Below are 15,182 nucleotides of genomic sequence, written 5' to 3'. Positions count from 1 at the left end.
GCGAGGATTGTTAATCCTAGAGCAGCGCCTTGAAGGAATGGCGGATCACATCGCCGCGGCTGATGATGCCGACCAGCACATGGTTCCGTTCAACGGGAACCTTTTTGATTTGCTTTTTGCCGAGGATGGTGGCGATGGCTTCAATATCTTCTTCGGCATGTACAGTGATGACCTTCTTCTTGGCGATAGCCATTACGTTCAGACCCAGCAGCTTCTGCGCCCGTTCCTCGAACAGATCATTATCCCCGACGAACACATTAATCTGGAAAAAAGAATCCACAATCAGATCCTCATGCCTGCCGATATAGCGCATAATATCCCCGTCGCTGAGGTAGGCGACAATCTCATTCCGGTCATTCACGACAGGCATACCGCTGATCCGGTGGGCAATACATTTCTCAATAAAAGTCCGTACGGTGTCTTCCTGCTTAACCTTGTACACCTGACGGACCATGAATTCATGGGCTTTCATACCGGTTCCCCCTGAAAATTAGCTTTTGCAGAAATAAGTTGTATCATGAAAGTATATACTTGTATTATACAAGTGGAAAGAGTAAAGTCAATGAATAAAAGAGAAGAGGGGCAACCGGCATGGACAAACATTCAATTGAGACAATAGAGCTGGAAATGGCGGTTCTGTTCCGCCGTCTCACTTCAATTACCACGTTCAAAAAAATAGGTAATCTGGATCGTGCGGCCTACCTGCTGCTGCATCACATTGCCTCTCGTGAAGGAACTGCCGGGATAAAGGCAATCTCCGATGAGTTTCAGTTGGATATTTCTACGGTCAGCCGACAGGCTGCCTCACTGGAGAGTAAGGGGTACATCACCCGGGTACCGGACCCTGTGGACGGGCGGGCTTATTCGCTGCAGATTACAGAGACGGGCAAAGCGAGTCTGGAGGAGAACCGGCAGGTCCGGCAGGAGATGATCGAACAACTGCTAAAGGGCTGGTCGGAGGAGGAGGGGCATTCTTTCGGGGAGCTGCTGCGGAAGTTCAATGCGGCTTTTCTGGAGGAGGGCTGATGGTTCGCGGAAGTCTCTGGAAGCTCCCGGAGAGATCACAGCAAAAGGGCCGTCCGCAACGTTATTTCACGCTGCGGACGGCCCTTTTCATAGTATTCAGGCAACGGAACAGGCATCAAGCAAAGCCTGCATTCCCGCTCATCCCCACCCACAGCGGGGATTGCTCCAGACAAGCGGCGAGCTGGAGCAGCAGGTCCTCGCGCCCTTTGGAGGCCATGACCTGGACGCCTATCGGCATTCCTTCGGCCGTAAGATGCACCGGAACGCTCATGGCGGGCTGGCCGGTCAGGTTGGCGAGCTGGGTGAAGGGCGTGTACGTTAGGCTCGGCTCGAACATCTCGTAGATCATCCGCCTCTGCGCGTCCTTCGGCAGCCCGCTGACCTGCATCAGCTTCTCTGTCTCCGCCGTGGTCTGGGTCAGTTCTCCGATCTTCGGGGCAGAGTCTGCATTAGCCGGAGTAATATACAGATCGAAGCGGTCCATCAGCGCGGCCATCTGCGCAGCAGCTACATCCCATTCGTGCAGACTGTGTACGAACTCTGCCGCCGAGACCTGCTTCCCGGCTTCGGCCAGCACCCAGGTGACAATATCCACTTCCTCTGCCTTAATTGCACGGCCCATGGCGCTCTCAAGCGACAGGAACATGGCGGATACTTCTCCGGCGTTCATCGTATAGTAGTTGTCCATCAGCCGGACCCCGTTGACCGGGCTCAGCTTCTCTTCCACCTCATAGCCCTCGGACTCCAGCCACTTGACCGTCTTCCGCACGGCCTCTACCGCCTCAGCGGATACCGGTGTTCCCACCGGCGAAGCGGTGGTGAAGGCGATCCGCAGCTTCCGCTGTGCGGGCTTCAGCAAATCGTCCAGGTAGACGCCCGGATACAGCGGCGTCTGAAAAGCCGCTTCCGGCTGCACCACCTGCAGCAGATCCAGCATCGCGGCGCTATCCCGCACAGAGCGGGTCAGCGCAAAATCAATCGACGCGCCCTGCCACTGGCGGCCGATCCCCGGGCCGACCGGCGTACGCCCGCGCGTCGGCTTCAGCCCGAACAGGCCGGTGAACGAGGCCGGTATGCGGATGGAGCCGCCGCCGTCACTGGCTCCGGCGGCCGGCACGATCCCGGCGGCAACCGCCGCCGCCGCACCGCCGCTGGAGCCGCCGGGTGAACAGGCGGGGTTCCAGGGATTGCGGGCCGGGCCGTGAAGGAGGGGCTCGGTGATGTTTTTCAGCCCGAATTCCGGCGTATTCGTATGGCCCAGCGGAATGAAGCCGCCGCGCCGGATACGGGCCACATAGTTAGAGTCCCGCTTCGCGACATTGTCCTTCATCAGCAGAGCGCCCGAGGTCAGCGGTTCGCCGCCAATCGCCTGGGAGATATCCTTCAGCAGGAAGGGGACGCCGGCGAACGGACGGGGGGTATCCCCGGAATCAAGGGGCATCTCCGCAGCCTCCTTCAGCGCGGCCTCCCGGCGGGTGCGCACCACCGCATTCAGCAGCGGATTCACCTCATCCATCCGGGCATAGGCGGCTTCCACAAGCTCACGCGCCGAGACCTCCCGTGCCTTTACTAGAGCGGCAAGCCCCAGCGCATCATAACCGGAATAAGCAGACAACGACATAGGTATAACCTCTTTCTGGCAGGATCAGGCAGGCTACATAGTGGTCAGGCTATAGCTGCAGTCTCGCGCATAGTATATTGCGTTATAAGGAGGGCAGAGACTTTTCAAGTACGCTTTTCTGTAAGATATTGCTTCACTGGAGGCGGCGTATACTCTGCGAACTGCTGCAGAATGCCCTCCGGCGTGGTAGCGTTCAGCATGATGGAATGATGCTTCTCCTGCATGAATTGTTCCCGGGCCATGTTGCTGAACAGGGCAATCAGCGGATCATAATAATGATTCACATTAAGCAGTCCGCAGGGCTTCTGATGCAGGCCGAGCTGAGCCCAGGTGAAAATCTCGAAATACTCCTCCATCGTGCCCGGGCCGCCGGGCATAGCAATGAATCCGTCCGCCAGCTCAGACATCTTAAGCTTCCGTTCGTGCATAGAGTCTACCATAATCAGCTCTGTCAGACGGGTGTGCTCGATTTCTCTTTGCTTCAGAAAATGCGGCAGCACCCCAATCACGCGGCCTCCCGCCTGCATCACGCTATCTGCAATAGCGCCCATCAAGCCTACAGTAGCTCCGCCATAGATCAGCGTAATGTTACGTGCGGCAAGCTCCTTGCCGAGTAGAATAGCGGATTCCTTGTATACGGGCGAAGCCCCTTCACTGGAACCGCAGAACACTGCGATACTCTTCATAAGCTGCTGACTCTCCTTTGTCTTAAGATAATTTGTAATGTGCTTTGAAGAACGGTTGTTTCCTCTACCTAATGTATCACGGATTCAGGTGCATGTAACATTTTTCTCGTTGCCGGAGCAGGCGGTTTAATTGCGGTGGTGCTCTGCATTGACAACCTTTTGCGGAGCGGCTATACTTTCTGTAATCTTATAGTTGGTATACGTTGAACGAGCCAGTAGCAGCCTTGTCCCTGTTCCCAGAGAGCCGGGGGTCGATGGAACCCGGTACATACAAGCGGACTGCGAATTACGCCTCGGGAGTATCTTGGGTAATGCCAAGCGGAGCTAAGCGAACGATAACTCGCCTGAGAGTGGTATGGACCTGCGTGCAGCATCAGGTCTGTGCAATTTGGGTGGTAACACGGTTAATGATAATCGTCCCTGTGTCTGAATAGACAAGGGGCGATTTTTTTGTTGTCTGTGCGGTTTGCTGGCTGGGTGCGTGGCGGGCTTAAGCTTCTGAGGCTGCTGCGGTAGGGCTGCTGTTTTTTTGACGGATACCAAGGGATATAGAACAATCACTTACACAAAAGGGGCTGTACATGTTGAACATTATCGACGAGCTATTGTGGCGCGATGCCATTAACCAGCAGACAGATGCGGACGGACTGCGTGAATTGACGGAGAGTAAGGCGGTGTCACTGTATTGCGGCGTGGACCCGACGGGCAACAGTATGCATATCGGCCACCTGATTCCGTTCATGGTGCTGCGGCGCTTCCAGCTGGCGGGTCACCGTCCGGTGATTCTGATCGGGGGAGCTACGGGAACAATCGGCGATCCGAGCGGACGCCAGAGTGAGCGCTCTTTGCAGACGCTGGAGCAGGTGCAGGAGAATGTGGATGCGCTGACGGCCCAGATGAAGAAGTTGTTCCTGACTGACAACGACAACCAGGTCCGGCTGGTCAACAACTATGATTGGACCAAGGATATGAACGTCATTGATTTCCTGCGTGATTTCGGCAAAAACTTCAGCATCAACACGATGCTCGCCAAGGATGTAGTCGCCAGCCGTCTGGACAGCGGCATCTCGTTCACGGAGTTTGCTTACCAGATTCTGCAGTCCATTGACTACCTGCACCTGTTCCAGAACGAGGATGTGCAGCTTCAGGTCGGCGGCTCGGACCAATGGGGCAATATTACGAGCGGCCTCGATCTGATCCGTAAAAAAGAAGGCAACGAAGCCAAAGCCTTCGGCCTGACCATTCCGCTCATGCTGAAGGCTGACGGTACGAAGTTCGGTAAAACCGCCGGCGGCGCCATCTGGCTTGATCCGAAGCAGACTACCCCTTACGAGTTCTACCAGTTCTGGGCGAACACCGATGACCGTGATGTGGTTAAATACTTGAAGTACTTCACCTTCCTGAGCAAGGAAGAGATTGAGTCGCTTGAGGAGAAGGTAGCCACTGAGCCGCATAAACGCGAAGCGCAAAAAGCGCTGGCCGAGGAAATGACCCGCTTTGTGCACAGCGAGGAGCTGCTGGAGCAGGCCAAACGTATCAGCGCGGCACTGTTCAGCGGCGATATCCGCTCCCTGACTGCGGACGAAATCGAGGAAGGCTTCAAGGAAATGCCGACCTTCACAGCGGGCACTGAGACCAAGAACATTGTAGACTGGCTGGTGGACCTGGGAGTGGAGCCATCCAAACGCCAGGCGCGTGAGGATATTACTAAAGGCGCAATCTCGATTAACGGGGAGCGTGTGAATGAGCTGGAGACGGAGATTACAGCTGCAGATGCCATCGGCGGCAAGTTCATCATCGTCCGCAAGGGCAAGAAGAATTACAGCCTGGTGAAGCTGGTCTAAGCGCAAGCTGCCGGGCGATGGTTTGCGGAAGGCGAGTAGAGCGGGCCGGATGTTGAGCCAGATCTGGAGCGTTGTTAGGCTGGAGCGAGGCTGAGGGTGAACTGGAACGAGGTTGATGGTGGCTAGGGTGAGGTAGATTAGCTAGGGTGAGACAGAGATGAGTGAGGTTTGGCTAGATGAGCTAGAGTGAGACAGAAGAGTTAGATTTGGCTAGGTGAGCTAGAGTGAGACAGAAGAGTTAGATTTGGCTAGATTAGGTAGAGTGAGATAGATGAGTTAGGTTGAGCTAGATGAGCTAAAGTAAGATAGATGACTTAGGTTGAGCTAGAGTAAGAATGGTGTGAAGTAACTGAGTGATTGGGCTATCCCACTGTCAGCAGTGACAGGGATAGCCTTTTTTGGTGGTCGCGGAAGGTGAGACGGTCTCCCGCCTTCCTCCCCTGATCACCGTAGGCCGGAAGCGTGGCTGCGTCGTGAAATCACAGGGATAAATCCCTCTGATTTTGCTGGGTGTAAGCTAAATGAGGAAATCAAGTGTATAAATCCCTCTAATCTTGCTGGAAGTAGGCTGAGTGAGGAAATCAAGTGTATAAATCCCTCTAATCTTGCTGGAAGTGGGCTGAATGAGAGAATCAAGTGTATAAATCCCTCTAATCTTGCTGGAAGTGGGCTGAATGAGGAAATCAAGTGTATAAATCCCTCTAATCTTGCTGGAAGTGGGCTGAGTGAGGAAATCAAGTGTATAAATCCCTCTAATAGCTGCCGGGTGGGAAGAGGTAGGCCGATGAGGAGCATTAGTGCACCCGAATTTGGCGCAAGCGGCCGAAATGAGCAAATCAGGTGCATTAGTGCACCCGAATTCGGCACAAACGGCTGAAACGAGCAAATGAGGAGCATAAGTGCCCTTGATTTCGCCGAATGCGGGCTAGACACGGGAATCAGGGGCACAAATGCCCCTGAATTCAGCGCACGCACCTCACTCGCCATAAACCACCTAGTCCAGCGCGCCATCTGACGAGAGAGCCAGGCTTCAAAACAAATAGAAAATAATGCCTTTACCAGCAGCGACAGTCTGGCTGTAGAACCGCTGGATCTCGGTGAAGAACTGGAGCAGATAGGCAAAGAAAGCATCCGCATCATCGTCAGACACCGTATCAGGGTCCAGCGGGTAGACCTCCTCCTCGGCCATGGTCCGGAAATCATAACGCAAGCGCAGCTGAGCTTCATCCAGCCGGGAAATAGCGTCAAGCGCTTCGGCCACTTGTCCGGCACGCAGGCAGAATGCCCCGTATGCCCCGAACTCAATACCCTGGTCTGAATGCAGCGGAACCACATATCCAAGCGGCGCAGGCCCATCCGATATATCACCGCAGAGCAGGTAGTGAATCGCCTCCCAGGTACGGTCGATATCCAGTCCCGGGTACTTGTCTATGTTCAAGCTCGCCAGCGGGGTGCTGCCTGCGGCAATTTGCTGCACCAGTTCATCTTCCATTGCAAAGTAATATCCGCGTATAGCCATTGTATCAGCCTTCCTTCCGTGGTGGGGATAGAGTAGTTGTACTTAATCCTCAAGCAGCGCAAGCTTGTCTTCGAGTTCAGCAATCTTAAGCCGGATAGCTTCTGCCCGGGGCTCGTCCTGCGCTTTCACCGCGACTGCTAATTCATCGGCAGCTATGCTGATCTGATATTCCAGATACGTGTAGTCGGATGCGGCGGCAGGGTGGGTGGAGCGTTGGGAATAGGTCATATGCCGAGGCCTCTTTTCTGTGATCTGTGATATATTCATGATACAGGGTTTGCAGGAACGGCTCAACCTTGTTACATGGGAACCCGGCACAGGCTGCGACATTGTTCACAGACAATGAACCCGGTTCTGGCTTTACCATGAGTAGTATTGAAAATTATAACTTAATTTTTCAGTAACAGTATGCGGGAGAAAATTCCGCAAAGGAAGGTTTGGTATACATAATGATTGCTGTATCTTTTAACACCTTGGACGAGGCCAGGCACCATCTGGAGGGAGGCGGTTCATCCGGATGGCTCTGTCACATTTTACAGTCAGATTATGTCTAGTACTTATGTGGAGCTGCTGAGTTCAGCCGATCCGCTGGCAGTGCTGGAGGAGACGCTGGGCGGCAGTCCGTTCAAGCCTTCGTTTGTCCTCAATATTAACTGTACGCTGCGGGACCAGCTGTTTACACGGGACGGTCTTTGGGGAGCTTTTGACGAGAAGATGCTTGGGTTCTGCGGTAACACTACAGGCTTCATCAGCTATGGAGAGCAATATTATACTAAGCATGCCAATCAGACTATGATTCTGCTGCTGGTTGAATAAGGGAGAGTTGAAATCGGATGGAGTGGTTAAGCAAACTGCGCACAGCTTGGGGGAGAACCCCCTCTGCTGAAGGCGTTCAAAGTCAGAGTAATACAAGCGGGTTAGCGGAGAGAGCCATAGCAGAGCGTGTGATCGCAGCTAAGGATACGGTTGCATTAACAGAAACGGTTATAGCAGAGGGAAAAGCCGCAGTAGAGGAAGCAGGCACTAACGCACATGTACCTCACAGCGGTAACGATAGCGTAGAACCGTCTGTACATGCTTCAGGCACGGTGTCTTATGGGGAACATGCATATGCCCTGGCGGAGCAGATCCGCCTTGAGACTGGAGCTATCCTGAAGGAAGAGGCCCAACTGGTGGAGGACTTCGAGGCCTTGCGGGCAGGCGGCGGGGAGATGATCGGCCAAATCGCCGGGACTCAGCAGCTCCTGGAACATTTGAAGACCAACAACGGACAGACTGAAGATCTGATTAATGAAATGTATGGCAGCTTGTCCTACTCATCCAACAAAATCGAATTTGCCAAGGAAGCCAATATCCAGATCTCTGCGGAAATGCAGAAGGCCTCGGAGGTATTTACTGAGTTCGTTGCTTTGAATGAGGATCTGCGGGAGCATTTCCACAGCATTGAGCAGCTGGCCAAGATCATTACGGATATTGCCGAGCAGACGAATCTGCTCTCGCTGAATGCGGCGATTGAGGCGGCGCGGGCTGGTGAGCATGGACGCGGCTTCGCCGTTGTCTCCACGGAGATCCGCAAGCTTGCTGACAGCACCCGCAGCCATGTGAAGGAGATTATGGGTTCACTCTCAGGAATGACCCGCGTCATGGAGCAGATCCACAGCAAGTCCGGGGATGGAATGCTCGCGATGAACGAGACCACGGCGAAGATCGGTGAGTCCACCGTATATATGAATGAAATCGTAGTCGCGGAGGAGCAGGTCTTCGAACATCTGGAGGCAATCCAGGAGTCCCAGGAGAGCAGCATGGAGGATGTGGAGCAGATCAATAGCGACCTGCTGCGTATTCTGGAGAAATCGGGCCAGGACACAGACCAGTTCCGTAAGCTGGTTCTTACCGTCCAGAAGAAGGCCGACCATTACCAGCAGCTGTTGAATCATCTGCATCAGATCGGGCTGCTCCAGCAGGCGGAAGAAGCAGAGAAGACTAACGTATAAGCAGATATGGTAAAAGGAAAAACACCCGGCGGCGGGAGAAGCTGCCGGGTGTTTTTGTGTTGTGTCCGGCATGGGCACAGGTAACACTCCTCTTGCTGGTGAAACACCGCTAAGGGGGAGGGGCCCAGCCAGCGTAAGCTTCACGCTCCGTATGACTAGACACCTCGCGTATGATGCGGGAGGGAAAGAGTTGGATAAACTCCACCTGCTGACCGGCAACGGTCCTATGCCAGGACAGCAATTGGATAAACAGCACTTAAATGAACCCGTTTCCCCCAAACTGGCCTAAACGACCATAATTAGTTGTTGTTTATCCACTTGCTTCCGGAAATTCCTTGGAAACCAGCATAGCAAGCTGCGTTTTTCCACTTGTTTGCTGGGAGGCAGCGTTCTCCGCCATCGGCAGGAGGATATTCCACTACTACAGCGAGATCAGCCTGTATTCATAAGCGCCAATGGGCAGCGGACCGGCGGGCACAGGAGTGCCGGTCAACACATCCTGCCCGCTGCGCGGCAGGGTGACGCTGCCGCCAAGGCCGTCCATGTTGACGAGCGTCCACAGCTCCCCGGCAGCGCCGCTTCTCGGGCAGAGAATGGTGCCCGGCGTGACATCACTGCGCCGGGTGACTCCGGCCCGGGCGGCATAATGCTCAATCAGTGCGCACAGCTGCTTGTCGCCCTCGCTGCCCGAGGGCAGGGAGCCGAGCATGACGATGGCTCCCCGGCCATAGGGCTGCTCGGTCAGGTAGGCCAGGCCCGGCGTCCGGCCTTCCGTGATCATGCCGATCACGGTGGCTCCGCCCGGCAGCGGCTCGAAGACGGCGCTCCATAGCGACAGCGGTGCGGAGCAGCCGAAGGCCTCCCCGATGCTGCCCGTCCCCTCCATCGGGTAGACGAAGGTAGTGTTCACACCTGCGAAGCGCTCCAGTTCTCCCAGAGCAGCATCTGTATGCAGGGTATGCTCGGCGGTGCGGCCTCCGCTAAGCGGGCCAACGATCCAGATGCCGCCAGCCGCTGTGAAGGCGAGCGCCTTCTGCATATATTCCGGCGACAGATAATGGATGTAAGGCGTGAACAGCAGCTTATAGCCGCTTAAATCGCCGCCTTCCGGCAGCAGGTCACGGTGAATCCCCAGATCGAGAATCCGTCTGTAAAAGTCCCCCAGCAGGGAACGGTAGTTCAGCTGCCGGTGCGGCTCCGTGGCCAGGAACGCCTTGGCCCGGTCCGAATAAGTAATCGCCACCTCGGCCTGCACCGGCCGGGTATTCAGCATGTGCGGCTCGATCCGCAGCCTGGCGGCGGAAGCTGTGCGCACATTGTCATACCCGAGCGCAGGCTGGCCCCAGGCGCTGATAATCGAGCTATGCGTCTGCTCGCTGCCCGTGCGCTGCTGCCGCCACAGCCAGTAGCAGAAGGCGCCTGCCCCTAGCGCGTAGGCGGCCACGGCTTCAGCGGTGAGATAGCCGTCCGGGTGCGGCTCGCCGTAGCTTGTAAGCGAAGCGGCATAGGCCGGGCCGGTCTCCATCAGCCAGAAATCCCGCCCGGGGTTGAACCCGCGCCACAGATCACAGTTCAGCAGATAAGCGTGCCTGTTGGCCTGAGAGGCGTAGGTGTCGAACGAAGCGAAATCAAGCTCCCGGAACAGCTGCTCATTGTCCAGATGAAAAGGGACATTGCTGTTGTGCGTGATCGGAGCCGCCGAATAGCGGCGGATGATCGCCGCCTGTTCCCCTGAGAACTCCGCAACCTTCTCCATCTGGAACAACCGGTACTGGGTGACGAGCGATGAATTATGCAGAAAAGGCGTAGCCACCGGCTGCGGCACCTGATCGAACCGCTGGTAGGTGTGGCTCCATACGCCGGTTCCCCACGCTACATTCAGCTCGCCGATGCTACCGTAACGGTGCTCCAGCCACTCATGCCACAGGGAGCGGCAGGCCCCGCACATGCATTCCGCCACATGTGCCTTCAGCTCGTTGTCGAGCTGCCAGGCGGCAAGACCCGGGAGCTGCCCCAGCACACGGGCCAGCTCTTCCGTAATTACCGCAGCCCGCTGGCGGAAATAAGGGTTATTCGTGCAGACATGCTGCCTGGACCCGTGACTCATTAGCGCCCCGTCTGCCCGGACGAACAGGCGCTCCGGGTGCCCGTGAGTGAGCCAGATTGGCGGGGTCGCGGTGGGCGTACACATAACCGTGTCGATGCCATGGGCATGGAGCTGCCGGATATGCTCAGCGAACGGCCGGACATCGATGGAGTCTTCCTCCGGCTCCAGCAGCGACCAGATGAACTCGCCCATGCGTACCAGATTAATCCCGGTCTCCTGCATGAGCTGAAGATCCTGCTGCCGTTCAGCCTCCCCCCACAGCTCGGGGTACCACGCGGCACCGTAATATAACTTTTGCTGCATTCTTTTGACCTCCCGTAAGCCCATACGGGCTCTGTATGATTTTATCTTTTTACCCCCAGTCCCCAAGCTATATAGTTTGAATTTGAAAACATAAATTTGAGGAGGAGTGACGGAGGGGAATTTTGGAGCTGCATTAGCGGTAGCGACCGCCTGAAAGCTTTCCGCAGGAAAGCTCGCATCGTAAGCATCAGCTGGCTGCGGATTTCAACCGTTAAAAACGGTATATATCAAGAAATCTGCAGACAACAGCGGCCGGAAGCCCAAAACTTCTCTGGAGTCACGACTCTCCCAAAAATGTAATTATCATTTCAATCTATATAGTGTCCGCCCCCCACATGCAATAGTAAAGTTTTGCCGGTTTTGGACTTTATTGCGGAAGCGGCGCAGAGGGCGTTCAAAGCGCTGTCCAAAAAGTCCGATTGCCGGAAAAACACCCGCCAACCATAATAGAAAGCGCAGCCACGGCAATGTAGTGAAGTGTAGTAGCAGGGGCTGCTTATCCATACGGAGGTGAATGTCAATGAAGCAAGGAGCGGCAATGGGGGCAGCAGAGATCAGCACGGGCACAAGCTTCCGCCGCAGCAGGCGCGAGCAGCGCTTCAGACGTCTGAAGCGGGACAAATGGCTTTACATTCTGCTCAGCCCCGGACTCCTGTATTTCCTGCTGTTCAAATATGTGCCGATGTGGGGAGTGCTGCTCGCCTTTAAGGATTATCAGCCTTTTCTGGGCTTTTGGAAGAGCGGCTGGGTCGGCCTGGAGCATTTCCGCACGTTTTTTCAGAACCCTGATTTCTTCATGCTGCTGCGCAATACGCTGGTGCTGTCGCTGTATAATCTGGTGTTCTTTTTCCCGGCACCGATTATTCTGGCGCTGCTGCTCAATGAGATCCGGCTCTCCTTCTATAAAAGGACGATTCAGACGCTGATCTACGTGCCCCATTTCATCTCGATGGTCATCGTCGCCAGTATCTCCTACGTGTTCCTTACGACACAGGGTGGTGCGGTCAATGAATTCCTGTTCACGGTTACCGGGCGCAAAATTGATTTCCTCGCTAATCCCGATTGGTTCCGCCCGATGATTATTCTGCAGACCATCTGGAAGGAATGCGGCTGGGGGACGATTATTTTCCTCGCTGCTCTGGCCGGTGTCGATGTGGAGCAATATGAAGCAGCCGTGGTGGACGGGGCCAGCCGCTGGCGCCAGACCTGGCATATTACACTGCCCGCGATCCGCAGCACGATTGTTATTCTGCTGATTCTGCGGATGGGTACGATTCTGGATAACGGCTTCGAGCAGATCTATCTGATGATGAATGCGCTGAACCGTGAGGTGGCCGAGGTCTTCGATACCTATGTGTATGCGCTGGGGATTACCCAGGGAGCGTTCAGCTACAGCACCGCCATCGGCTTGTTCAAATCGGTCATCGGGGTCGTGCTGGTGCTCGGCACCAACTGGCTCGCCAAGAAGTCGGGCGAATCCGGATTATATTGAAAAGGAGGCATTATGTGTGGCTAAACGTTACCGCAGCGCCGGAGAGATCACCTTTGACGTCTTTAATTACGTGGTGCTGGGCATCATCGGGATCGCAGCCATCCTGCCGTTCCTGTTTGTAGTCGCTGGTTCCTTCGCCACCGAGGCGGAAATTACGAAGCGCGCTGTCTTTTTGATTCCGACGACGATCTCGCTGGACGCCTACCGGTTTATTTTCTCCACAGATACCATTGTCCGGAGCATCGGGGTGTCGCTGTACGTGACAGTGATCGGGACGGCAGTCAATTTGTTCTTCACGGTTACCATGGCGTATCCGATGGCGAAGCGGTACCTGATGGGCCGCAATCTGATCCTCAATCTGGTCATCTTCACCATGCTGTTCGGGGGCGGGATGATTCCCACCTATCTGGTGATCCGCGAGCTGCATCTGCTCGATACGCTGAATGCCTTGATTCTTCCGGGGGCGATCAGCGCCTTCAATCTGATTATTGTGAAGAACTTCTTCCAGGAGCTTCCGGCCGAGATGGAGGAGGCGGCACGCATCGACGGCTGTACGGAGCTGGGGCTGCTGTGGAGGATTGTGCTCCCGCTGTCGAAGCCGGTGCTGGCGACGTTCACCCTCTTTTATGCGGTCGGACACTGGAATAACTTCTTCTCGGCGCTGCTCTATATTAATGATCCATCCAAGTGGCCGCTCCAGGTGATGCTGCGTCAGATCGTCATGCTGTCCCAGTCGGCAGCGGGGGATCTCAGCTCCATGGACCCGAATTTCGTGCAGCCGCCGGAGCAGTCGATCAAAATGGCCGTCATCGTGGTCGGCACCTTGCCGATTATGTGCGTGTATCCGTTTCTGCAGAAGCATTTTGCCAAAGGGGTGATGCTGGGTTCAGTCAAAGGGTAACCGGTTAGTCAACATATAAAGGGAGGCCAAGTGATGAAGAAGATGAAGCGGAGCCAAGGTTCACGGTCTGTGAAAAAAGGGTTGTTCATGCTGCTGGCTATGATTATGATTCTAAGTGTATTGTCCGGCTGCGGCGGGAATGGGGAGAATACGGGAGCGGGACAGAAGGAGCCTGCCGGGGATAGCGGGAAGGCGGACGGCACCGCCAAGGCTGAGGAGCCGCTTGCGCTGACATTGATGCTGCCGATTTTCAAAACCAATTATCCGAAGGACGGCAGTCCGGTCGCCGCCAAGCTGGAGGAGCTGACGAACACCAAAATCCATTTCGAATGGGTGCCGAATGCATCCTATGCCGACAAATTTAACATTACGCTCGCTTCCGGCAAGCTGCCTGATATTATGTATGTAGGTGACGTGAAGGCGTCCAGCTTCGTCAATGCGGCCAGATCCGGCGCTTTCTGGGAGGTGGGTCCGTATCTCAAGGATTATCCGAATCTCAGCGGGGCGAAGGAGGTTATTCTGAATAACTCGGCCATCGACGGCAAGAATTACGGAATCTACAGAGGGCGGGCGCTGGGACGCAACGGTGTGGTGTTCCGCAAGGACTGGATGGAGAAGCTGGGGCTGGAGACCCCGAAGACCGTGGACGATTTCTATAATATGCTGCGAGCGTTCAAGGAGCAGGACCCGGACGGCAACGGCCAGGCGGATACGTATGGCATGGTGCTGGTCAAGTGGACCGGCCAGTGGGCCAGCGGCTTCGATACGATGAAGCTGTGGTTCGGAGCACCGAACAAGTGGGGTGTGCAGGAAGGGAAGCTTGTGCCTGAGCATGAATACCCCGGTTATTTGGAAGCGCTTAAATTCATGAAAAAGCTTTACGACGAGCAGTTGATCAACGCCGACTTCGCGGTGATGGACAGCTCTAAATGGAATGATCCGGTCGTCAACAACAAGGCCGGCGTCATTGTCGATGTGGTCGATAACGCAGCCCGGCTGGATGACAAGATTCATGCGGCCCTTCTAAAAGAAGGCAAGGACGAGCCGGAACGCCATTATATGGATGTTATCGGCGGTGTGAATGGAGCGGACGGCGCGCTGCATACGCTTCCGACCTCAGGCTTCTCCGGCATGCTGGCGATTCCGAAGTCCTCGGTCAAAACCGAGGAGGAGCTGAAGCAGGTGCTGGCCTTCCTGGACCGGCTGAATGATGAGGATCTGCAGACGATGCTGAATTACGGTCTTGAAGGGGTGCATTACAAGCTGGTGGACGGATATATCGAACGCTCCAGTGATACCGTTCTGCTGGAATCGGAAGTGGAAGGCCTGAACCAGATGCTGCCGTTTATCCCTGAGGACAAGGCGAAGCAGGTGAAGCAGACGCCGCTGCGGCTGAAGCAGACCGAGGTGCAGAAGACGAATGAAGCGACGATTGTGACCAATCCGGCGGAGGCGTTGATCTCGGCAGTCTATACGCAAAAAGGCTCGCAGCTGGATAACGTAATCAACGATGCGCGTATCAAATTCATTGTCGGCCAGATGGATGAGGCCGGGTTGAAGTCCGCTTTTGAGGTATGGCGGAAGACTGGCGGGGATGAGCTTGTGAAGGAAATGAATGAATTGTACGCCTCAGGCGGCAAGTAAAGTCCGGTCCTGCTTCAGTCTCCGGCCGGTCTGTCCCCGCTGCGG

At 55.3% G+C, this 15,182-nt stretch carries 13 protein-coding genes; 7 read left to right on the top strand and 6 right to left on the bottom strand.

The window, feature by feature from the left end; translation table 11 throughout:
* Nucleotides 1-16: 16 nt before the first annotated feature.
* The gene (locus MKY64_RS18820; RefSeq protein WP_036696539.1) at nt 17-472 is read right to left on the bottom strand and encodes a CBS domain-containing protein; all 456 of its coding nucleotides are present in this window, start codon (nt 470-472) and stop codon (nt 17-19) included.
* Nucleotides 473-591: 119 nt separating this feature from the next.
* Between MKY64_RS18820 and MKY64_RS18815 the strand changes: the two genes are divergently transcribed.
* Nucleotides 592-1,026 (top strand): MarR family winged helix-turn-helix transcriptional regulator, encoded by a 435-nt coding sequence (locus MKY64_RS18815; protein WP_036725642.1) that lies wholly within the window; start codon nt 592-594, stop codon nt 1,024-1,026.
* A 115-nt stretch (nt 1,027-1,141) separates the two neighbouring features.
* Here MKY64_RS18815 and MKY64_RS18810 read toward each other — a convergent pair whose 3' ends face one another.
* Nucleotides 1,142-2,647 (bottom strand): amidase, encoded by a 1,506-nt coding sequence (locus tag MKY64_RS18810; protein ID WP_340954992.1) that lies wholly within the window; start codon nt 2,645-2,647, stop codon nt 1,142-1,144.
* 104 nt (nt 2,648-2,751) lie between these two features.
* Entirely contained in the window at nt 2,752-3,333 is a 582-nt protein-coding gene (locus MKY64_RS18805) for an LOG family protein (RefSeq protein ID WP_340954991.1), read from the bottom strand.
* Between the two features lie 584 nt (nt 3,334-3,917).
* Between MKY64_RS18805 and tyrS the strand changes: the two genes are divergently transcribed.
* Nucleotides 3,918-5,177, top strand: coding sequence for a tyrosine--tRNA ligase (tyrS, locus tag MKY64_RS18800; protein WP_340958126.1), 1,260 nt, complete (start codon nt 3,918-3,920; stop codon nt 5,175-5,177).
* Nucleotides 5,178-6,207: 1,030 nt separating this feature from the next.
* Here the strand turns inward: tyrS and MKY64_RS18795 are convergent.
* Both MKY64_RS18795 and MKY64_RS18790 read right to left on the bottom strand, forming a co-directional pair.
* On the bottom strand, nt 6,208-6,696 hold the full coding sequence (locus tag MKY64_RS18795; RefSeq protein WP_339254809.1) for a YfbM family protein: 489 nt from the start codon (nt 6,694-6,696) through the stop codon (nt 6,208-6,210).
* A gap of 42 nt (nt 6,697-6,738) precedes the next feature.
* On the bottom strand, nt 6,739-6,924 hold the full coding sequence (locus MKY64_RS18790; RefSeq protein ID WP_036722636.1) for a hypothetical protein: 186 nt from the start codon (nt 6,922-6,924) through the stop codon (nt 6,739-6,741).
* A 318-nt stretch (nt 6,925-7,242) separates the two neighbouring features.
* Between MKY64_RS18790 and MKY64_RS18785 the strand changes: the two genes are divergently transcribed.
* Both MKY64_RS18785 and MKY64_RS18780 read left to right on the top strand, forming a co-directional pair.
* Entirely contained in the window at nt 7,243-7,512 is a 270-nt protein-coding gene (locus MKY64_RS18785; protein ID WP_340954987.1) for a hypothetical protein, read from the top strand.
* Nucleotides 7,513-7,529: 17 nt separating this feature from the next.
* Complete coding sequence (locus tag MKY64_RS18780) at nt 7,530-8,690, top strand: methyl-accepting chemotaxis protein (protein WP_340954985.1); 1,161 nt, start codon at nt 7,530-7,532, stop codon at nt 8,688-8,690.
* Nucleotides 8,691-9,111: 421 nt separating this feature from the next.
* Here MKY64_RS18780 and MKY64_RS18775 read toward each other — a convergent pair whose 3' ends face one another.
* Nucleotides 9,112-11,100 carry a beta-galactosidase gene (locus MKY64_RS18775; RefSeq protein ID WP_340954984.1) on the bottom strand — a complete coding sequence of 663 codons (1,989 nt, stop codon included), beginning with the start codon at nt 11,098-11,100 and terminating at the stop codon, nt 9,112-9,114.
* A 520-nt stretch (nt 11,101-11,620) separates the two neighbouring features.
* Between MKY64_RS18775 and MKY64_RS18770 the strand changes: the two genes are divergently transcribed.
* The 3 genes from MKY64_RS18770 to MKY64_RS18760 are packed head-to-tail and all read left to right on the top strand — an operon-like array spanning nt 11,621 to nt 15,137.
* Nucleotides 11,621-12,592, top strand: a complete 972-nt coding sequence (locus MKY64_RS18770; RefSeq protein WP_036722630.1) for an ABC transporter permease — start codon at nt 11,621-11,623, stop codon at nt 12,590-12,592.
* Between the two features lie 16 nt (nt 12,593-12,608).
* Entirely contained in the window at nt 12,609-13,493 is an 885-nt protein-coding gene (locus MKY64_RS18765) for a carbohydrate ABC transporter permease (RefSeq protein ID WP_036722627.1), read from the top strand.
* A 33-nt stretch (nt 13,494-13,526) separates the two neighbouring features.
* Nucleotides 13,527-15,137, top strand: coding sequence for an extracellular solute-binding protein (locus MKY64_RS18760; RefSeq protein WP_445323315.1), 1,611 nt, complete (start codon nt 13,527-13,529; stop codon nt 15,135-15,137).
* Nucleotides 15,138-15,182: the final 45 nt, after the last annotated feature.

The sequence above is a fragment of the Paenibacillus sp. FSL R7-0210 genome, assembly GCF_038009085.1.
Taxonomy (GTDB): Bacteria; Bacillota; Bacilli; order Paenibacillales; family Paenibacillaceae; genus Paenibacillus_AQ; species Paenibacillus_AQ silagei.
Note: the sequence above shows the minus strand (reverse complement) of the source record. Positions and strands in the feature narration are given on the sequence as shown.